Annotated in this window: 20 protein-coding genes and 2 tRNA genes; 10 read left to right on the top strand and 12 right to left on the bottom strand. The window is 48.2% G+C overall.

Annotated elements, in window-relative coordinates; translation table 11 throughout:
• The first annotated feature begins 45 nt into the window (after positions 1-45).
• The 3 genes from AC5JLB_RS18440 (at position 46) to AC5JLB_RS18430 (ending at position 2,143) form a co-directional block, all read left to right on the top strand.
• Positions 46-477: a hypothetical protein gene (locus AC5JLB_RS18440; RefSeq protein ID WP_495875284.1), complete on the top strand. Its 432-nt coding sequence runs from the start codon at positions 46-48 to the stop codon at positions 475-477.
• 103 nt (positions 478-580) lie between these two features.
• On the top strand, positions 581-1,222 hold the full coding sequence (gene ccmP, locus AC5JLB_RS18435; protein ID WP_495875283.1) for a beta-carboxysome protein CcmP: 642 nt from the start codon (positions 581-583) through the stop codon (positions 1,220-1,222).
• Between the two features lie 9 nt (positions 1,223-1,231).
• Positions 1,232-2,143, top strand: a complete 912-nt coding sequence (locus AC5JLB_RS18430) for a pentapeptide repeat-containing protein (protein ID WP_495875282.1) — start codon at positions 1,232-1,234, stop codon at positions 2,141-2,143.
• Positions 2,144-2,207: 64 nt separating this feature from the next.
• Here the strand turns inward: AC5JLB_RS18430 and AC5JLB_RS18425 are convergent.
• Positions 2,208-2,280: transfer RNA gene (locus AC5JLB_RS18425), tRNA-His, on the bottom strand.
• 114 nt (positions 2,281-2,394) lie between these two features.
• Between AC5JLB_RS18425 and AC5JLB_RS18420 the strand changes: the two genes are divergently transcribed.
• Positions 2,395-2,787, top strand: coding sequence for a DUF4359 domain-containing protein (locus AC5JLB_RS18420; RefSeq protein WP_495875281.1), 393 nt, complete (start codon positions 2,395-2,397; stop codon positions 2,785-2,787).
• A gap of 17 nt (positions 2,788-2,804) precedes the next feature.
• Here AC5JLB_RS18420 and AC5JLB_RS18415 read toward each other — a convergent pair whose 3' ends face one another.
• The gene (locus tag AC5JLB_RS18415; RefSeq protein WP_495875280.1) at positions 2,805-3,854 is read right to left on the bottom strand and encodes a cysteine peptidase family C39 domain-containing protein; all 1,050 of its coding nucleotides are present in this window, start codon (positions 3,852-3,854) and stop codon (positions 2,805-2,807) included.
• A 153-nt stretch (positions 3,855-4,007) separates the two neighbouring features.
• Here AC5JLB_RS18415 and aspS point away from each other — a divergent pair, with 153 nt between their 5' ends.
• On the top strand, positions 4,008-5,795 hold the full coding sequence (gene aspS, locus AC5JLB_RS18410; protein WP_495875279.1) for an aspartate--tRNA ligase: 1,788 nt from the start codon (positions 4,008-4,010) through the stop codon (positions 5,793-5,795).
• A gap of 31 nt (positions 5,796-5,826) precedes the next feature.
• On the opposite strand, the gene AC5JLB_RS18405 is transcribed toward aspS, so the two are convergent.
• From AC5JLB_RS18405 to AC5JLB_RS18395, 3 genes are all read right to left on the bottom strand, one after another.
• A complete protein-coding gene (locus tag AC5JLB_RS18405) occupies positions 5,827-6,858 on the bottom strand; it encodes a hypothetical protein (protein WP_495875278.1) in 1,032 nt (343 codons plus the stop codon).
• Positions 6,851-8,248, bottom strand: a complete 1,398-nt coding sequence (locus tag AC5JLB_RS18400; RefSeq protein WP_495875277.1) for a radical SAM protein — start codon at positions 8,246-8,248, stop codon at positions 6,851-6,853. The genes AC5JLB_RS18405 and AC5JLB_RS18400 overlap by 8 nt, the downstream gene beginning before the upstream one ends.
• A gap of 188 nt (positions 8,249-8,436) precedes the next feature.
• Entirely contained in the window at positions 8,437-8,826 is a 390-nt protein-coding gene (locus AC5JLB_RS18395; RefSeq protein ID WP_495875276.1) for a hypothetical protein, read from the bottom strand.
• Positions 8,827-9,120: 294 nt separating this feature from the next.
• On the opposite strand from AC5JLB_RS18395, the gene AC5JLB_RS18390 reads away from it, so the two are divergent.
• From AC5JLB_RS18390 to AC5JLB_RS18370, 5 genes are all read left to right on the top strand, one after another.
• On the top strand, positions 9,121-9,429 hold the full coding sequence (locus AC5JLB_RS18390; protein ID WP_495875275.1) for a DUF6464 family protein: 309 nt from the start codon (positions 9,121-9,123) through the stop codon (positions 9,427-9,429).
• Positions 9,404-10,516 (top strand): tocopherol cyclase family protein, encoded by a 1,113-nt coding sequence (locus tag AC5JLB_RS18385; protein WP_495875274.1) that lies wholly within the window; start codon positions 9,404-9,406, stop codon positions 10,514-10,516. The genes AC5JLB_RS18390 and AC5JLB_RS18385 overlap by 26 nt, the downstream gene beginning before the upstream one ends.
• Before the next feature lie 15 nt (positions 10,517-10,531).
• A complete protein-coding gene (locus tag AC5JLB_RS18380) occupies positions 10,532-10,783 on the top strand; it encodes a hypothetical protein (protein ID WP_495875273.1) in 252 nt (83 codons plus the stop codon).
• Between the two features lie 95 nt (positions 10,784-10,878).
• Positions 10,879-10,952, top strand: a tRNA-Arg gene (locus AC5JLB_RS18375).
• Positions 10,953-11,390: 438 nt separating this feature from the next.
• Positions 11,391-13,862 carry an ATP-binding protein gene (locus AC5JLB_RS18370; protein ID WP_495875272.1) on the top strand — a complete coding sequence of 824 codons (2,472 nt, stop codon included), beginning with the start codon at positions 11,391-11,393 and terminating at the stop codon, positions 13,860-13,862.
• A 244-nt stretch (positions 13,863-14,106) separates the two neighbouring features.
• Here the strand turns inward: AC5JLB_RS18370 and AC5JLB_RS18365 are convergent, their stop codons facing one another.
• The 7 genes from AC5JLB_RS18365 to AC5JLB_RS18335 all read right to left on the bottom strand — a co-directional run bounded on the left by AC5JLB_RS18365 (position 14,107) and on the right by AC5JLB_RS18335 (position 20,443).
• Complete coding sequence (locus AC5JLB_RS18365) at positions 14,107-15,426, bottom strand: hybrid sensor histidine kinase/response regulator (RefSeq protein ID WP_495875271.1); 1,320 nt, start codon at positions 15,424-15,426, stop codon at positions 14,107-14,109.
• Between the two features lie 9 nt (positions 15,427-15,435).
• Positions 15,436-15,726, bottom strand: coding sequence for a hypothetical protein (locus tag AC5JLB_RS18360; RefSeq protein ID WP_495875270.1), 291 nt, complete (start codon positions 15,724-15,726; stop codon positions 15,436-15,438).
• Between the two features lie 35 nt (positions 15,727-15,761).
• Complete coding sequence (locus AC5JLB_RS18355) at positions 15,762-16,040, bottom strand: hypothetical protein (RefSeq protein WP_495875269.1); 279 nt, start codon at positions 16,038-16,040, stop codon at positions 15,762-15,764.
• A 370-nt stretch (positions 16,041-16,410) separates the two neighbouring features.
• Positions 16,411-17,310 (bottom strand): glycine betaine ABC transporter substrate-binding protein, encoded by a 900-nt coding sequence (locus AC5JLB_RS18350; protein ID WP_495875268.1) that lies wholly within the window; start codon positions 17,308-17,310, stop codon positions 16,411-16,413.
• Positions 17,307-17,933, bottom strand: a complete 627-nt coding sequence (locus AC5JLB_RS18345; protein ID WP_495875267.1) for an ABC transporter permease — start codon at positions 17,931-17,933, stop codon at positions 17,307-17,309. Before AC5JLB_RS18345 ends, AC5JLB_RS18350 begins: the two co-directional genes overlap by 4 nt.
• A gap of 45 nt (positions 17,934-17,978) precedes the next feature.
• Entirely contained in the window at positions 17,979-18,713 is a 735-nt protein-coding gene (locus AC5JLB_RS18340; protein WP_495875266.1) for an ABC transporter ATP-binding protein, read from the bottom strand.
• A 92-nt stretch (positions 18,714-18,805) separates the two neighbouring features.
• The gene (locus tag AC5JLB_RS18335; RefSeq protein WP_495875265.1) at positions 18,806-20,443 is read right to left on the bottom strand and encodes an alpha/beta hydrolase; all 1,638 of its coding nucleotides are present in this window, start codon (positions 20,441-20,443) and stop codon (positions 18,806-18,808) included.
• Positions 20,444-20,489 lie beyond the last annotated feature (46 nt).

Here is a 20,489-nt window from a genome sequence, read left to right as displayed (position 1 = left end):
GCGGGAATTGTGCTGCAAACGTTCTGGTGCTATGAGATCTTTGGCTTGATGCGTTCGGAAAATCTTTGCAATATCCAGCCTCAACGGAGTAACTATGGCAGCGATCGCGTGATGCTAGCCGAGCTAAGTTTACAGGGACGCTTTATGCAAATTCCTGAAACGCTGTTCTTTCGACGATTTCACCTCAAGCAATCAACCTGTCTTCCCTCGGCAAAAGCTCGTCAACTGTGGCAAAGTGGAGATCGCAAACGAAACCTATTTTGGGAACGTGGCTCGGTCGGATTCGTGAAAGCTCTGCTCAAAGCACCTATTACTCCCCTTGAGCGACTTCAATGCTTTGGCACGGTGCTGCGCTATTTAACGAAGTCAAAAAACTGGCTCTATTTCTTACCGAAACGGCTTCGGTACAACAAACAAGAGCAGCGTAAACCAGAACCGCAGTCCAATCTTGCTGTCTTTCAACTCAGCGATTCATAACAGGATTCATAACAGTGGGTTATCACGAGAATTACATTCTCAAGCGATTCAAAGTGTTACAAAATCGTATACTTAAGAATGCCTTCAGATTTGTGAGCGCACCTTGGGTATTGATCTTCGCAGTTACGTTTATATCGATCGCCTCCAGTCTCAGCACGCCGCCTATCTGGGCACTGAGTCCTTAGGATTTCTACCTTTACCAGGAGATGCCTCGCTTTGGCTAGAAATTTCTCCAGGCATTGAAATCAATCGCATTATGGACGTGGCGATGAAGTCAGCCGTCGTGCGTCCTGGTGTGCAGATTGTAGAACGGCTGTATGGTTTGTTAGAGATTCATGCCAGCAATCAAGGTGAAGTGCAGGCCGCCGGAAAAGCGGTTCTCAGCGCATTGGATGTGCGTCAGCAGGATTGCTTAAAGCCACGGGTGATTTCGAGCCAAATTATTCGCAATATTGACGCCCATCACACACAGCTTATTAATCGGACGCGTCGCGGCAATATGATTTTGGCAGGGCAAACCCTCTATGTGTTTGAGGTTGAGCCTGCGGCATACGCGGCATTAGCAGCCAATGAAGCAGAAAAAGCAGCGTTAATCAACATTCTACAAATCTCCGCTGTCGGCAGCTTTGGGCGATTGTATCTAGGCGGAGAAGAGCGAGATATAGTGGCTGCATCAAGAGCCGTGGTTGAAGTGATGGAAAGCCTGCCGGGGCGTGATGATCTGACAACCGTTCGCAACGAATAAGAGGCAGCAATGGCAGATCCAATGCATCTGATGCTGCTGCAACAAGGAGCGGTGGCGTGGCTGAAGTGGCGATCGCAGCATTCCAAGCTTCAGCCTAACCTCAGTGATGCCGAACTTGATGGCTCAAATTTTCGGGGTGCAAATTTAAGCTACGCTAACTTACGTCGAGCCAATCTCAGTTGGACAAAGCTGATTGCTGCAAATCTCAGTTATGCCACGTTAAACCAAGCCATGTTGCACAAAGCTGAACTCATTGACGCCAAGCTTGCCTATGCAGAATTCATAGATGCGAGTTTAATTGGCGCTGACTTTCGCGGCGCAGATTTGAGTTTTGCAAACTTTATTGGCGCAGATCTAAAGGGTGCAACGTTCAACCACGCTGACTTAAGCCATGTCAATTTGATTGGAACTGAGCTGAGAGGCGCAACATTTCGAAAAGCTGACCTGAGTGATGCTGATTTGAGACGAGCCGATTTGAGCCATGCCAATCTAACTGAAGCAAATTTGGCCCAAGCCAATTTTTCGGCAGCAACATTATATGAAGCGGAACTGGCTCAAGCGCACTTATATCGATCGCAGTTGCAAAAAGCAAATTTAGTTCAAGCTCATCTGGGCGCTGCCTATCTAGTTGGCGCTGACTTGAGCGAAGCTAATCTTTCTAAGGCAGATTGCACTTGGGCAAATTTCAGCAAAGCAAATTTTGCAGGCGCAAACCTCACAGGCACAAACTTTAGAGGCGCAAATCTAGCTGGGGCAAACCTCGTAGGTGCAAACTTAAGCAAAGCTTGTCTGAGGGGTGCTGTCTTAACTCGCGCAGATTTGAGCTACACAACATTAACTGAAGTCGAGTTAAAAGAGGTCAATTTCAGCCAAGCTATTCTTCGAGGGGCGCTTATGCCCGATGGTAGCATTCATCCTTAAACAGAACAGAAACGCTCTATCCTTTGGAATAGAGCGTTTCAATCCAAACTGTAATCGCTAAAAGGGCGAACGAGGGGACTCGAACCCCCGGATGGTGGTACCACAAACCACTGCCTTAACCACTTGGCTACGCTCGCCATCACCTTAGTGATCATAGCATCTTGCTAACAATTTGATCCAAAATGTAGCCAGATTTTGTTGGGTGCCTAAGATGGGAAGAACGTTAGAAATGAGACGTGTTCGGTTGTGATATGAAACCATTTCAAATCTGTTTAGGTGTGTTGGGAGCCGGACTGGCGGGTTTGGGAGCAGTGATGGCACTCCTGAATCCCAAAGAAGCCGCGTTTGAGGAATTTGCCGTGCGTAAGCTAAAAACAGACGGCTGTAAAGAGATTCCGTCGATGCTGCGGGAGCAGTGTCCGGGATTTGTGGAGACGAATAAAGCGGAGATTAAGAAACTGATTACTCGCAATAGCGATCGCCAGAATTATTTCTTTTTCAGCATTTACAGCACTAATTTATCTGCCCGTTCTCTGTTTCCAGGTGTCCCGTTCTTTATCAAGTTGCCCTCGTTTCAGCTAGAGACGGTTGGCATGTTTGGCAAGTTTTATATCTATGATGCGGAGAAACAGGAGGCTCGGTAAGAGCCGTTTTGCGTGGTTCAGGCGGGCGGCAGTTCTAAATCTTGCAGAGTTGGCACGTCTTTCAAAAATCCTCCGATCAGCAGTAACGATGTGTAAGGATTTAAAGTCCCGGTAGGGGTAATATTGTGCGATCGCTGAAACGCTTTCACAGCAAGTTTGAAGTCCTGTTCCTCATACCCCAATCGTTTGAGGTAGTCGCCCGCCTGAGTATCGCTCAACAACATCACTTCTTGCGGACGATAGATCGGCACGTATTGATGACGCCAAATTTTGCCAAATTCTAAGCGATTGAGCAAATAGATTTTTCCACTCGACGGATCGCCGATCGCCGCGCGTTCTGCATCCATGCCTAGTAAAGCAACCGCATGAGGCAATTTGCGATCGCCATCCATCAGCCAAACCGCTAGTACCCCCGGACGATTGATCAGTTGCATCTGCTCCCACGTGGGCGATAGCTCGATGCCCTCTAACCCAAAGTGCTGTGCCGCTTCGATCACTTGAGGCATGGTTGTTCCTAAGCGACTGGTTCTGGCGTATTGGGCCACACTCACTTCTGTCGCGTCTTGAATTTTCCAACGACGCAGGACGGTCGCCAGTGCTGACGGTGCACAGCTTGTCATAGAGGTTTGTTTAAATACTCCATTGGGCTGCAAATTGTTGGCTAATTCTCCGTAGATGGGAGACAAAATATAACTTTCAGCACTGCTGAATCCGCCAATTCCCACAATAGTGAGGGCAACAATGCTGAGGAGTTGACGACGCGCTGACTTTTGAGTGATTGCATAGGCAATGCCGCAAAAGCCTAGAAAGCTGATCCGAATGAACGTCCAGCTTGTTTGCAGCCCGTAGACGCGCCAGTCTTGCGGAAAGAGTTGGAGTTGAGGAATATTGAGCGCGAACACAATGAGCAGAATGTAGAGTCCCAAAAATAGGAGAGAAACCGCATTTTTACCTTGAAAAATGTTTTCAGCAGTAACGCCGCGATCGCCTAAAGATCGCCCAATCTTTGTTCCTCCCCAAAAGCACAATCCTCCCAGCACGAGAGTCGCCAATACCTCTAACATCATGAACTTGGTTTCCCGACACGTCTTCTCTATGATTCCCCGCGCAATTGCTGGCATAATGGGGAAGTTTTCGCGATTTGTTGGAAGGATGTCGCAATTGTTCTGACCATCGCTAGACTTAAATCTAGAAGTCCCCTTTTACTCTCACGTTCTGCTATGCGTACCCACTACTGCGGTCAAGTTCGAGCCAGCCACATTGGAGAAACGGTCACTTTGTTTGGATGGGTGGATCGGCGGCGAGATCATGGGTATGTAATTTTTGTGGATTTGCGCGATCGCTCTGGCACGGTGCAGGTGGTCAGCGATCCTGAACGGACGCCACAATCGCATGATCAAGCGGGTGATCTGCGAAATGAGTATGTCATTAAAATTGTGGGACGGGTCACGAAGCGCCCGGATGAATCGCTCAATACAAAAATTCCGACAGGTGAAATTGAGATTTACGCCGATGAAATTGAGATTCTCAATCCGGTGCGGAAGCAGCTTCCATTTCAGGTCTCATCGGCGGACGCAGAACCTGTGCGAGAAGAGTTACGGTTGAAGTATCGCTATTTGGATCTGCGGCGCGATCGCATGAGTCAAAATCTGCAATTGCGCCATCGCCTTATTAAATCCATGCGGCGCTATCTAGAAGATGCAGAAGGCTTTATAGAAGTTGAAACACCCATTCTGACAAAATCTACACCGGAAGGCGCGCGGGATTATCTGGTTCCGTCGCGGGTGAATCCAGGGGAATGGTATGCCTTGCCGCAATCGCCGCAGTTATTTAAGCAACTGTTGATGGTGTCAGGGTGCGATCGCTACTATCAGGTTGCTCGCTGTTTTCGCGATGAAGATTTGCGGGCAGAACGTCAGCCAGAATTTACTCAGTTGGACATGGAAATGAGTTTCATGTCTCAAGAAGAAATTTTGGAACTGAACGAAAATCTAGTTTGTAATATTTTCAAAACCGTAAAAGGCATCGAGATCCCACGTCCGTTTCCTCGCCTGACCTATGCCGAGGCGATGGCGCGTTACGGGAGCGATAAGCCAGATACCCGGTTTGGGCTAGAGCTAGTCGATGTGTCAGATGTTCTGAAAGATTCTGGCTTCAAGGTGTTTGCAGACGCCGTTTCTAAAGGCGGAATCGTAAAAATTCTGCCGATTCCCAACGGCAACGCCGCTATTTCTAACGTGCGGATTAAGCCGGGTGGAGACCTATTTAAAGAAGCCTCGGAAGCCGGAGCGCGAGGACTGGCTTACATTCGAGTGCGGGATGATGGCGATATTGATACGATCGGTGCAATCAAAGACAACCTGAGTGAAGAGCAGAAACAAGAACTCCTCAAGCGTACTAATGCCAAGCCAGGACACTTGCTATTGTTTGGTGCAGGCGATTCGGCAACGGTGCACAAAACCCTCGATCGCTTGCGGCAATACGTGGGTCACGAACTCGGCATGATTGACCCGGACAAGATCAATTTGCTGTGGGTGACAGATTTTCCGATGTTCGAGTGGAATGCCGATGAGAAGCGCCTAGAAGCCTTACATCATCCTTTCACTGCGCCTCATCCAGAAGATGTTGATGACCTGAAAACTGCTCGTGCCCAGGCCTACGATTTAGTGTTCAACGGCTTTGAAGTCGGTGGCGGCAGCGTCCGCATTCATCAGCCAGACTTACAGGCAAAGGTGTTCTCAACGATCGGCATTTCAGACGAAGAGGCCCAAAACAAATTCGGATTCTTAATTGAAGCCTTCGAGTATGGTGCGCCGCCGCATGGAGGCATTGCCTATGGCATCGATCGCTGGGTGATGCTGCTCTCTGGCGAAGACTCGATCCGCGATGTAATTGCGTTTCCGAAGACACAGCAGGCGCGGTGTTTGCTCACAGGGGCACCCGCTGGTGTGGATGACAAGCAGCTTAAAGAATTGCAGGTTGCCTCGACGTACAAGCCGAAAACCTAAGATTTTTAGAAGACAGGCTTATCCAAAAGTTCTAAACGGCGACTGGCTGATAGCTGGCAAGGAGCAACGAGCGGAACTTAAACGGAATCATCTGCTCTTGCTCTAGGGTATCCCTGACAATTGCTTGCTGAAGACGCTTAGCCGCTGGGCACTCTAATTCATCACACAGTCGCAGTAGATCGACTACCACGGCGTACCATAACAAAGAAAGCTGACTTCGCCCAATTTCTAAGAAACTGCAAGTTTGCTTCAAGAAAGTACTGCGATCGCGGCTCAAAAATGACTGCTTGAGATAGAGCCACTCACGGGAGTGCTGATCAATCGGCACACATTGGATACTGGCGCGCTCCAACGGATCACAGGTTGCTACCTGAAATAAGGCATACGCCTTATCAAAATCTTGAGCCGCCAAAATCACAGCGATCTCACTGGTAATTTGAGCAATCATCATCCTCACTAGTTCTATAGGCTGACGCGCCATTCGCTCGAACCCCCAAGCTGTGCCAATCGGCAGCGCCTCTCTTTGTCCTTCGAGATAGCTCAGAATTTGACTGGCTAACTCAAGGGCGTGATCATAGTTTTGACAACGGGCATCGGTGCGAACCAAATTATGTAAAAGCTGAATTCGATGAAGATGAAACAGATCGTATCCATATTGATCTTCTAGAACAATGTCGATCGAGAGAGCGTTCTCCGTTTTGCTTCGCACCAGCGCAAACTCACCCTGACAGTAATCGAGGTAAGTCTCTGACTGGTACAACAGCGATTGATGCAACAGTTTTCCTTCCTGCGATAGCGCTGAAGAGCTTAATACCCGCCGTGCCTCGGTAAATAATTGGCCTGCCATTGCCAATTGTCCACTCCGCACCGCTAACAGTGCAGCATCGCGATCGCTCAAAGCTCGATGCAGCAACAACTGCTCCGACAGTGATAATCGGTTCTCAATCCGGGCGTACAGTTCATCACTGAAAGCGTCTCCTTGACGAACCACCGCAGGCTGAATACAACTTTTCTGATATTGATGCAACACGTTTTCTAGCAAATCATCGTAGATCTCAGACATAGGATAGAGCCTCCTCTGTATCAGGGATAGCTGCATCTGTAGCACTCATTGCCTGTTGCTGTTGAATCCGCGAGACGGCATAGCTTAACAGCAATCGCTGCTCAATATTGCGCTTCGTACTGGGGCACGGATCTAACCCCTCCTGCCATGCCTTCGGACACGAGCCACCACACACGGGCAACATCGGGCAGGATGGACACCCATACTCACCCCGGCGCACTCGACTGTTGAAGTCACCTAGGCGATCGCGCTTTCCTGCCATTGGCTGACCAGAAAGGTGTTCGATCGCATACTCATTGGGAGTGCCATAGGTCGGGACATACGACACTTCGGTGCAGTTATACACCAAGCCATCTGCATCGATTAATTCAGCATGGGGGCGGGTTGCCATGCAGGTGATGGCTTTGCGTGAGGGAATAAAGCTGGTCGGAAATCCTAACTGCACTTTCTCGCTGAGCCATTTAATTTCCCAAGCGGCAAACTCATCGGCAGAGAGCGATCGCTTGTGAGCATCATTACCCCAAGAATGAATTGGAGCAACATAGAACTGAATCCGCTCCTGAACGCCTTCTTCTGCTAATTTAATCATCAGCGAAGATACAGATTCGTAATTCTGAGCATCAACATTGCAGCGAATAATAATGTGAATATCATTGAGATCAGCACGGTGAGCTAATGAGATAACATTCGCGAAAATTTTGTCAAAAGTCGGTAATCCGCTTTTTTGCATCCGGCGAACATCATGAAATTCTGCCAAGCCATCCAACGTAATTTCAACCGTTCTGACCCCCAAATCATAGAAAAGCTCGGTTGCGACCCGATCCGTTAACGCCAGCCCGTTAGTGACAATTTTTGATCCGTAGCGACAGCCAAACTCCTCGGCTAACGCTTGAAACTGAGGTGCAAGTTGTCTCATAACGGGCAAACCAACCAATGGTTCAGCCCCAAACCAGCCAATTTCAAAGGTCCGAAATGCTTTAGTGGCCAGCTTTGTGCGGGCACGTTTCAGCAATTGCTGCTGATCTTCCTCACTCATTTGCTTATTGCGGTGTTCTTGTCCGCAGTAATGACAGCCGAGTTGACAATAGGCAGTAGGTTGGATGCTGAAGAAGAGCGTGTCATCGTCTAATGTAGCAGCATCATTGCGATCGAGAATCGTTGCCAATTCATCCTCATCGCTTGGAACTAGAAGTTCCATATCAACGAGATCAAGGAGCATATTTTTCGGCAGTTGCTCTAATGCACCGCTTTCCAATAGAGTCCAGCTTGAATCATCAATTACTCGGACATTCGCAGTCCGAGTTGCAAACAAAACTCGCTTAAACTGCGTTGCGATTTCATCAAAAAAGGGCTGTGTGACGACGTGATAACGAGACAGTTTAATATCCATATGGTTTTCCCAATTTTGCGGATTGCACAATTTAACAACTCGATCGCATGAAGTAAGCGAATAAAGAAGACGAACCGGCGAAACGTCTGAGTCGTCGTGAGAGAGGAAAAGTCCTAAGAGCTTTGCTCCTCTCTCCCACAGCTTACTGATTCACGAGTTCTGTCTTCTGCACTACTGTCTTTCTACCTTTACTGCGGACGACTCACAGGGCGAATGACGGGAAGCTGCTTGATTGCAGGGTTGATAAGTTTATCGGTTAACGGTAGCGAATCAGCCGCGCATCCTCCCCCGTTACAGACCCCATTATCAGCGGCTCCTGTAATTGGATTTTTTTTGATTCCTGGCAGTTGTTCTAACACGCGAGTTCCACCCAAAGGACGGGCTTGAAAGTTGCCTGGCGCAACTGGAGCGATCATTGTTTTGGAGGGAGCATCCAGGTTAAGGTTGGCTTGGCTGAGGAGGTTGCTCATTGCACCCGGAACAGGGGCGGATTGAGCAGAGGGCGCGATCGCAGCAAACCCAGTCATTGCAATCAGACCGAGTACAAATTTGACCTGACCTAATTTGTTCGTAGCCATGAATTTCTCCTTAGAAGATGAGTGCTTACTAAACAGATCACTGTCATCCAACCGTCCATCTTTACTCCCTCTTGAGCGGCCTTCATTAAGCGATGAAAGGCAGTTTAGGAGCGAGTTATAGGTGGTTGAGTATCGTTTCTCTGATAACTTATTGTTGAAGACAAACTGCGATCGTAGGGATACCCAGACGGGTAGTTTGTCAGGGAAGAAAATTTTTGATTCAAAAATAAACGAAAGGAACATGGCAGCGATCGCACGGATCTAGCACAATGAATCTATGCTGAAAGTGAATTTATGCTGGAAGTTCTTTTAATTCTTGCGATCGGACTCCTTCCCTCACTGCTGACGTTCTTTCTCCGCCACCGGATGGAACTTAGGGCACAACGTCAGCTTCGCGCCGCGATCGCGGCGGCTGAAAGGCGTCAAGTGCAACGCTTGCTTGCTCTTCCTCGTGATTACCAATACGTCGAGGGCATTGGCGCACTCATTGGCGATTTCTCCTGCCGCTACAATGCCCGCTCCCCTTATATTCGTTGTGCGACCAATCCTATGGGTCCCTGTGATTCCTGCCGCTACTATGAATCGACTATTCAAATCTCCTAATTTTTCTTTGCAAACTCCCCACAGTGGCTATCACTGGGATGGGTCAAACCGCCGCTTTTTCGAGGGCTGGTACTATCGCGTCACTCTACCCGACTGTGATCAAACCAATTGCGGTCAAACATTCGCCTTCATGTATTCGATCGAAGATCCGATCGGCGGTCAATCTCACAGTGGCGGCGCGGCTCAGATTCTTGGGGCAGATGATGAATACCTCTGCCGCACCTTTCCCGATGTTTCACGATTTTGGGCAGCAAAAGACACACTAGCATTAGGGCATTGGCGTTCTACTGATTCCCGCATTCCGCACCTGTTATCGCCCGAAGACTTCGATCGCACGGTTGATGAAGGATACCAAGCTACCGCAACTTGGCATCAAGGCAAATTAAGAGAACCGAACGGCAACGTTGCAGAATGGCAGTACTCAATTCAACCGATTTATGGGTGGGGTGATGCGAACAAGCCTCAGCAATCCACGGCTGGTTTTCTCTCGTCTTTACAGATTTTTGAACCCGGCTGGCAGGTTCTGATGGCGCACGGACACGCTACAGGTTACATTGATTGGAATGGCAAACGATATGAATTTACCAACGCTCCTGCTTACGGCGAGAAGAATTGGGGTGGAGCATTTCCGACAAAATGGTTTTGGTTAAATTGCAATGCCTTTGACAATGAACCAGATTTAGCATTGACCGCAGGCGGTGGACGGCGAGGAGTGTTGTGGTGGATGGAATCGGTCGCTATGATTGGTATTCATTACCGGGGCAAATTCTATGAGTTTGTTCCCTGGAATTCTGAAATTAATTGGGTCATGCAGCCATGGGGATTCTGGGAAATGACGGCTAAAAGTGATGAGTACACGGTGATTGTGAGAGGCACAACTGAGCTACCGGGAACTTCTTTACGTGCGCCAACGTTAGAAGGATTAGCGTTTGCCTGTCGCGATACGATGCGAGGAGACGTTATGGTAGAAGTGCGCGATCGCAGCTACCAACTGATCCTTCAAGCGAAAAGTTCACTCTGCGGCCTAGAGACTGGTGGCGGACCGTGGAACGAAATTTGGGCATCTGGGTGCGGTGGGAGTTATTAGATTGAGTGGAGGCTTATGCAGACCTTATTTGCGCTCACGGTCATTACACTGATGATGTTAGGCGTTATTACTCTAGGAGAGATGGTTGTTCGCGGGTTCAAACCTCGTCAACCTGATCAAGTTGAGCCTGTGGACTATAGCGGCGTCATTGATGCGACGGCAAGTGGATTGTCAGGCATGGGCGAACACGGGGGGCAGCCTGAGCATTTCTTTGGTCAGGTGGGTGAATATGTTGTGAGTGCAATTGCTCACCTCTTTCATCACTAACTACACCTCTTTCATCACTAACTGAAAGAGCGATCCTTCGTTCTAAGTTTGCTATCATAATTTCGATAGTTTGCTATCATAATTTCGATACGTTTGGGGCTGTAGCTCAGTTGGATAGAGCGACCGCCTCCTAAGCGGTAGGTCGAGGGTTCGAATCCCGCCAGTCCCGTAGCCTCTGAAGGCAAGCAGTATCAAAGGTTGAAGCAAATGTGCAGCAAACTCTGGCAAACTCTGAAATAGCCGAAAATGGTTATAAGTTTCCAGAGTTTTAAGCACAAAGTCAAAGATTGAGTACACGTTGGCGATCGCGAGTTTCTCCCTGTGCTTTCCTGGGTCAAGACTAGTGCACTATTGGCGTAGCTCAGTCAAATAGGAACGGCATGAAAGTCAATTACTGCGATCGCACGTCTGACGATGCAAAGGCGTGAAGTTGATTTTTGATTATGTACCAATGATGTTTTGCTCTAAAATCTTTTCTGCATTCTGAAGCGATCGCGCTAGGCATCCTGTATTAGCAGGGCTAAAGACTTCATTATAGAAGAGCGAGTATCAAGTTATGTCTTAGGGAACATTGACAGAGACAATAGCTCCCTTTCTCTAGGCAAAAATGAATCAGCCATCGCTTCCTGCTGCCTCACTCCCCCGCAGTTTAACTTCAGTCGAAACTTGGGGGTTTGGTTTTAGCGGTTTGCTTTTGTGGTTAGGCACTGCACCTGCAATGCACGCCGCTTTGGGGCCTCAAGCCATCTGGGTTTGGTTACCTGGAACGATCGTTGGAATTTTACTGAATCTGCAAGTCAAACGTTTGGGGACGTATTTTCCGAGCGTTGCTGGTGGTACACCCAACTACATGACCCGCCTGCTTCAGCGCTTTCCAGCAGTAGCTCGGTATGGCGCGATCGGCTACCTGTTGGGCTGGGTCTCTGTGCCGCCAATGAATGCCATCATCCTGACTGACCTGATCAAGGCCAATCTGGAACCCTTGGGAATTGCTTGTCCAGTACTGCTGTTCCGCATTGGCTTTGCTATTTTGCCCTTTATTGTTGCGTTTAGCGGTACGCGGACGTTGGGGATTTTGCATACCTTCTTTGTGTTTCCAGCGATCGGTTTTCTCGTTACCTTCTGTCTGCAAGGCATCGGCTGGCTCAGTTTTGCCCCTACTAGCCCCGGTTTGCTGCCAGATACATGGTCGGGCGTTGCCGCGATCGATTGGATGAAGTGGTTCTTTATTGCCATTTATGCCGTTTATGGCTGCGAGACTGCTTCTTCGTTTGTGGCCGATAGCCGCCAACCGACGGCTACTCTCCGTTGTTTAAGTGTAACGGCTGGGATCATTCCGATCGTTTATTTCGCAGGGTCTTGGGTCGTCATGCGGTTAGCGACTGCATCTGGATTAGGGGATAGTGCTTATCTCAACCTGATTGCAGCCGCCCAGCCATTCTGGGGTGGGTTAGCCCCCGCGCTGGTAACCTTCTTGATTACGTCTGGTTGTCTACTGAGTTCTACAACAGCCGTTTCTAACTGTCCCCGCATTTTGTATCAATTGGCAAAAGATGGATACCTGCCGCCCCTATTCTCTGCCGTTTCCCGTCGGGGTGTGCTTGAACCCAGCTTGATTTTCATACTATTGCTGAGTCTGCTTTGCCTTGGGTGGGGCGACATTTCCCGTGTGGTCATGGTTACGGGAACAGGCTACTTAACGTCGATGATGGCAATGCATTGGGGGTTATGGGTCTGCCGCAAGCAGCCAGAAACTCGGTGGTCTTGGTTCTCGCTCGGCTGCTTGAGTCTAGAGGCTGTTGTTTTAGTGGTCGGCGGGTTGGCATGGGGCTGGCTAGATTTATTGATTGGCTTACTGCTGCCTTTAGCGGTTGGGTCAGCAGCAGTGTGGCTGCCTCGTCTGCACGTTGCACCGTTCCATCTCGCTTGGTGGCAACAACGCGATCGCGAGCCACTCCGCACGCTTAAAGCTGATTGGGTTGCCTTGCAAGTGACAATTCTCATCATCTTAGTGTGTGGTGCGGTCAGTGTAGGCTGGTTAGTTAGAGCTGGATTGGAACGCCAAGGCGTGGGGAGCCACATGGCGTTATTTAGCATTTTGCTGATCATTGTTGCCTTTGTGGGTGTGGCGATCGCGTGCTGGACAAGCCTGCCCCAAATCGCTGCCATTACTGAAGCGCGAGAAGAAGTCGAACGTACCTTGAGTGATTTACAGCGGACGCAAACGCAACTGGTGCAGGCGGAGAAAATGTCGAGTTTAGGACAATTGGTTGCAGGCGTTGCTCACGAAATCAACAATCCGGTCAACTTCATTCACGGCAACCTAATCCATGTGCGAGCGTATTCTCAAGATCTGCTCAATCTGATTCAACTTTATGAGAAGTACTATCCAAACCCCGCACCCGAAATTCAAGCCGAAGCTGAAGCGGTCGATTTAGAATTTTTGCAAGATGATTTGATCAAAACGCTCGATTCCATGAAAATTGGTACCGATCGCATCCGTCAAATCGTGCTGAGCTTACGCAACTTCTCCCGCACGGATGAAGCTGAATTCAAAGAAGTCAATGTCCACGAAGGCATTGACAGTACCTTGTTAATCTTGCAACATCGTTTGAAAGCGCGATCAGATCGTCCAGAGATTCAGATCATTAAAAACTACAGTGATTTACCGCAAGTAGAATGCTATCCCGGACAGTTGAATCAGGTGTTGATGAACATTCTGGCAAATGCGATCGACGCATTGGAGGAGAGTAACGCGAAACGAACTTATCAGGAGATTGAATCAAAGCCTAACCAGATTACGGTTCGTACATCATCAGTGCAGAATGCTGAGTGGATAGAAGTTGCGATCGCCGACAATGGATCGGGCATGCCCGAAACGATTCAACAACGCATTTTCAACCCATTCTTTACAACTAAACCCGTAGGCAAGGGAACAGGTATGGGAATGTCTATTAGCCATCAAATTATTACCGAAAAACATGGCGGTAAGCTGAAGTGCATCTCTAGTCTTGGGGCTGGAGCCGAGTTCGTGATTCAAATTCCAGTTCGGCAACCCGTGTGCGAGAGTGCCCGCTAAAAAATAAGCTTTGATCAAGGCTCAGCGGTCAGCGAGATGTATAGGAGTTCAGCTATCACTCTGCCATGGCTGGCTCAGTTATAGGCAATGGGACGCTGACGCAAATTCAGAAGACCGTGAATTCAGAAGTCTAGACGGAGTGTAGGCGGTTTATTAGTGGCAATCGTCTCTGCGATATTTCTAGGATTTAGCCTGACCTCTGAACAAAGGCTAAAGGCGAGCAAGAGAATTGCAGTCCGAACATTTAGGTGAAGATTGCGCTGGTTGGCAAAGCAATTTCAAATACAGTGCCACTGCCAATTTCTGTGACAACCCGCAAGGTTCCGCCATGCTGATCTTGAACAATCTGACGCGCGATCGAGAGTCCTAGCCCTGTTCCTTTGCCCACAGGCTTCGTGGTAAACAAAGGGTCAAACACTCTTGCCTGAACTGCTTCTGGAATGCCACCCGCATTGTCACTGATGCGAATGATCGCAGTGTTCTCGACAAGTTCTGTTTGAATCTGAATTTGGGGGGCTGGTGGTGCAGTTTCCTCGATCGCATCTATGGCATTGGCAAGAATATTCATAAACACCTGATTGAGCGGACCCGGATAGCATTCAACTTGAGGCAATTCTCCGTAGGCTTTCACAATGGTGACAGCGGGGCGATCGCTATTCGCTTTCAGACGATGCCCAAGAATCACTAGCGTACTGTTGAGTCCATCATGCAGATTAACTGCAACTTTGCTAATTGAGTCAGAACGAGAAAAGTTTCGGAGCGAAACAGAGATATCTTTAATGCGATCGCTACTCAACCGCATCGAATCGAGTAGCTTTGGCAAGTCCTCTAGAACAAACTCAATTTCTAGATCCTCTAGCGCTTGTCGAATCGCAAGCGCAGGCTGAGGGTAATGCTGCTGATACAGTTGAATAATTTTACCTAAGTCTGCAATGTATTGTTTTGCAGGAGTAATATTGCTGACAATGCAGGCGATTGGATTATTCATTTCATGAGCAATCCCGGCGACCAATTGCCCTAGCATTGATAGTTTTTCTTGTTGAACCATTTGCACTTGCGTGCTTTGCAGGGCAGCTGTGCGCTCTTCTACTCGTTGTTCTAACTGATCCGTAAGCTGTTCCAGTAAATGATTTTGTTGCTGTAGAACTTTGCTTTTCTCCTCCAATGTTTTAGTCAAGTGGTGGAGTTGTAAATGGACTCGAACTCGTGCTAAAACTTCTTCTTGCTCAAATGGCCTGGTAATGTAATCGATCGCGCCGAGAGACAAGCCTTTAACTTTATTAGCAGTATCTGAAAGGGCCGTCATGAAGATGATTGGAATGTGTTGCGTTGCAGAATTTGCCTTAAGACGAGAACAGGTTTCAAAGCCATTGATTCCAGGCATTTCTACATCTAACAAAATTAAAGCAGGCAATTCACACTCCACCGCTTCAAGAGCACTTTGGCCATCAACAGCGACTCGAATCTTTAGTCCTATGCTTCCTAAAGTTTGAGCTAGAATAGCCAAATTCGTCCGACTGTCATCTACAATTAGAACAAATTCCTCATCCTGATAGTGATTCATCTTTTCTACTTAACTAAATAAATTTTTGGATAAAATTTCGAGTTGCTTGACTTCAAAATCTTTTGCAAACCGGGTTAATGTTTGTGCAAAGAGAACAAATTGAGGATTCTGCCTCAGCGTTTCCGCTTCTTTAGCAACAGCATTGAGGTTGCCGCGTTTAATGAGATCTTGAAGCCGTAACAGAATTTTCAGGTCGGGCGGAATAAGCGTTGCTGAATTTACTTCATTTACATCTATTCCAGCATTTGCTTTTACGTCATCTTTTTTGTAGCTCCACTCTAAGCCCAAATGATCTTGCAATAGTTCTAGTAATTGATCGGCTTGGACAGGCTTCGCTAGAGTTGACGATTTATTTCTACCAAGTTGCGTGAGGCAGCCGTATAGCTATCCAACTGCTGATCAACGCGATCGCTCACTTCGCCCCGCAGTTGAGATGCCGAATCACTTACCGCTTGCTGCCCATTGCGCAGCAATAAATATCCAGTCAACCCAACGGCTGTAAAGACTTGCATAACGAAGGGAACGACGAGGATGAGGTGCAAAGGAATCTTGCGCGAAGGGTTTTCCGGAGGGCAAGACTGCTGCTCAGTAGAATGATTCTTCATGAGAGGCATGGTGGTTTGCTGATCGTCACATGTCAGAATTCCCGTACCTGCTTTTAATAATCTCAGTAGATCTACAGGCAATCTCGCGAGAGCAATCTGTGTGTCAACCGTGGAGCTAAAAAAAATGTGATGAAGCTTCTCGTTCTTCTCCACCTGCGCCACAACCCAAAAAATGCCCCGCTAGTCTCACAGGAAGCTAGCGGGAATGGATTTGTAGGAAGAGGGCTGGGATGCCTGCTGCATTGACGGTACTGCAAAGATTCGGTTGCTGAGAGGAATGCGATCAACGGAAGGAGCGCTGTTCAGTCGAGGTGACTCAATCGGAGAAGATTGATCAGTTTGAGAGAATAGTGCTACGACTCGCTACGGAAAGCAAATCCTAAATGGCACTACCCGAATTTGATTGCAAAAACTCTTTCACCACTTGTTTCACATCTTCTTTTTTGCCATCCACGCGATAATTCAACTCGCGCATTTTCTGTTCAGAAATTTTGCCACCGAGTTGATCGAGAACTTGACGCAAGTCGGAATGTTTTTGAAACAGGTCTTGACGCACCACGGCGGCAGCTTGGTAAGGCGGAAAATAGCGCTTATCGTCTTCAAGCACTACTAGATCTTGCGCCGACAGCAATCCATCTGTTGTATTGCCTGCAACGAGGTCTACTTGTTTGTCTTGAAGCGCCCGATAGAGCAGACCGAGATCTAACACCTTGGGTTGTCCTGAAAATTTTAGATTGTATGTTTTTGATAGACCCGGAAAGCCATCTTCGCGATTGAGAAATTCAAATCCAAATCCAGCCGTCCATTTTGGGGTTTGTGCTGCCGCCTGAGAAAGCGTTTTTAATTTGTATTGACGGGCATCTGCACCACGAATTACCATCGCAAATCCATTGTTGAAGCCAAAGGGTGCGCTCCATGCCAGTTGAAACCGTCGAACATATTCATCTTTTACGGTTTCAAAAACCTGCTTTGGATCTGTGATGACAGGTAGCTTCAGAATCGTTGTATAAGCCGTTCCAGAATATTCTGGGTACAGATCAATCTGTCCATTCACGATGCCGTTGTGACAGACAAAGGTTCCACCGAGATTAAACTTTCGCTCGACTTGTAACTTTGTTTTGCTCTCAATCTGCTGCGCTAGGATTTCTCCTAAAATAATTTGTTCAGTGAAATTCTTAGTACCGATAACAACTTTGTCTTGTGTCGGTTGGCAAGCCGCGATCGCACTGAGTAATCCCACCATCAGCAAGAACAACGCTACAAACTTCTTAACCTTCATTTCTTCACCGTAAGACGACGTTCAACCCAACCCAGAATAAAATCAGCGACGAGTGCTAAAATCGCCGCCGGAACCGCTCCCGCGAGGATAAGTTGATTATCCACCACGGCGACCCCCCGAAAAATAAACGTCCCTAACCCTCCTGCCCCTACAGCCGCCGCGATCGTTGCGAGTCCGATACTAATCACGGTTGCTACGCGCACGCCTGCCAAAATCACGCCCAGAGCCAACGGCAGTTCGACCTGTAGCAGGAGTTGTCTGTCGGTCATGCCTAGCCCTCGTCCCGCTTCTCGAATGGCTGGATCGACGCTCATAATCCCAACGTATGTGTTGCGAATAATCGGCAGTAGAGAGTAAAGAATGAGCGCGACGATCGCGGTTCGCGCTCCGATGCCACCAATGATGGGAATCGGTAATAGAAATCCAAACAGTGCCAAACTTGGAATGGTTTGCATCACGTTTGCGAATCCTAAAATTGGCGTTCTCAGTTGAGGTTTACGCGTGATCAAAATGCCCAGCGGAATGCCGATTAGGATGGCGATCGCAGTCGCCACTAACACTAACGTTAAATGTTCTCCAGTAGATTGCAAAATTTCGTTGGCGTAACGAGTGAGAAAATTCATTCGGCTAATCCATTGAACTTAAATCCATTAAACCTAGACGTGAGCCTAAGGGTACTCTGATTTGCGAGTGCTGAGAAAAGCTTGGGCTTCGGGATGCTGCGATCGCGCAAAGTCTTGAGGGGTTGCCAGTTCTACCAGTTGCCCCGCCTGCATTAAGCCGATCTGAGAACCGAGAGTAAAGGCTTCTCCAATATCGTGAGTAACGAAGACAACGGTTTTGCCTAACTGTTGCTGCAAGCGTTTGAACTCCCGTTGAAGTTCGACTCGCGTAATCGGATCAAGCGCGCCGAATGGCTCGTCCATTAGCAGGAGCGGCGGATCGGCCGCTAAGGCTCTGGCAACTCCCACGCGCTGGCGCTGCCCCCCAGAAAGCTCGTGAGGATAACGACGGGCAAATTGAGCCGGATCTAACCCAACAAGATGAAGTAATTCGTCTACTCTCGATTTGATGCGCTGGGAAGGCCATTTCTCTAGTGCCGGAACAACACCAACGTTGCGCTCAATAGTCAAATGAGGAAATAGACCGACCTCCTGAATCACATATCCAATTCGCCGCCGTAGGTGAATCGGATTCCACGTTTGGGTGGAAACGCCTTCAACTTGGATTTCGCCTGCGGTTGGGGTTAGCAAATGATTGATTAATCGCAAGGTTGTTGTTTTGCCGCAGCCGCTTCGTCCCAATAATACTAATGTCTCACCTTGACCAATGCTAAAACTGAGGTCAGAGAGTAAGGGGCGGCGTTCTAGAGAGTAGTAGACGTGACGGAACTCAACAACCATAATCTGTCATTCATGATTCGTGAAGGTAAGCCGATGTCGGATATTAGATGGAGTGAGCAAACCGATTGACACAGCTTCTAGATGAGTCGTGGCTAATATCCGTTGCGATCGCGCTCCTGACCTAAAATATCCACTTCATAACGCTCTGCCGCTAATAGCACTTGAATGCCTCGTTCTTGACAGCGTTGGGACAAGGCTGCAACTTGGGCAACAGTTGCGGCGCTTGAGGAATCTAGTTCGGGATGCAATGCATCTAAACATCCCTTAAACCCTAAGCACGCTAACCCATAAATCAGCCGTTTGCTTAAATCAGCATGTTCGTTATAAATGCAGCCGCCGTGCGTGTCTAAATTTTTAGTCGAAACGATTCGAGAAAAGTAGTCGCCAACTCGCTTGTTGGGCTTACCCTTGGCGTAGCTCACAATGCCCACTTCTTTACCTGTTTTCTTGTTAATCTCGGTGTAGTCTGTGCAGTCAAAACAGGTAAATAGTTCTGCGATCGATTTGCCGCCCGCATTCACCATCTCTTGCCGATGCGAGAGCGGAATGTTTCTACTAATTGACAAATAATCTAGATAATTGGGACGCTTAAGATCAACGCTGCACGCTGTTTCCAGGTTGACAATGCCAAACCTCATCTTGTAGCGCTTTCCTAAATTGTTCTGAACAGTCTGAGCACATACAAAAACATTGCCGAGCCGATAGCCCCCTTCCCGCGTTCTAGCCGGAAAACTAAAGTAGTTGGCGATCGTTGAAGCCAGTTTGAGAACAGTGTCGTGTTTGTTGACAAACAAGTAAGCTTCCTCAAATCGACGCAGGGACGATCGCAAGGTATTTGCGCGACCTGAAATAATTGTATCGGCTGGAATATCAGGCGCAACTAACACCAGTTTGCTCAACCGAAAAACGTTGCCGATGTCGGGCGAGGGAGTCTTATTTTGCGCGTTCATGCTAAGGCTGCCAATCGACTCTCGATCAAACACATCCGATAGAATGCGTACGGCCTGGGTGACAACAAATGCGCCCATACTGTGACCAATAAACGAAAGCCGAATGCGCTTGTTCTTCCAGTAGTTCGCTCCTGCGTCCGGCTGAGGTGATGCCGACTCAACGATCGCGCGATCGAGTTGACGCACAAGCTCAACCAAGTCAGGCACACCGTAATGATTTGCTCGCCACGTATCTCTGAAATAAACCGTGAGTCTCAACACAATGAGTGTTGCAATAAACAGAATAATTGGAACGGTCAAAAACAAAAAAATTTTCAGAGAAGCGACAAATAAGCTGCACAGGCTAACGAAAATGCTAACTGCCAGAAAGATTCCCATTAGCAATGGAATTGAGTTCAACGTATAACGCAGTTTGTCCCAAAAGCTGCCCGATTCATCGTTGTTAAATTTCTCCGATGACCATCGATACCCAATCACGACCAATCCTTTCGGAACGCGATCGCGATACTGATCGCGCAAATATTCACACGCGGTTGTATACCAGGTATTTGCCCCGTTACGATCGGTGTTGTAACCATGAGTCAGAACTAAAACTTGTGCATCACTCTCGTGTTCTCTAAGATATCGAGCAATATCGCTCATTGATGTATTAGGTTCCCCCGACACATCTTCTTCGATCCGATCCTCAACATTGAGCGGAGCCGTACTCATGACGAAATACCCTGGACAAACAGCGTCCTGCACGTATAGGGGACGAATATTTAGTAGATGATGACTCATGGCTTGTTCTAGGGGGCTAAAAGAACAGTGAATAGTGCGTCGCAAT

The sequence above is a fragment of the Myxacorys chilensis genome (assembly GCF_059505265.1).
The sequence above is the reverse complement of the archived record's forward strand: the minus strand, read 5'-3'. Positions and strand labels throughout refer to the sequence as shown.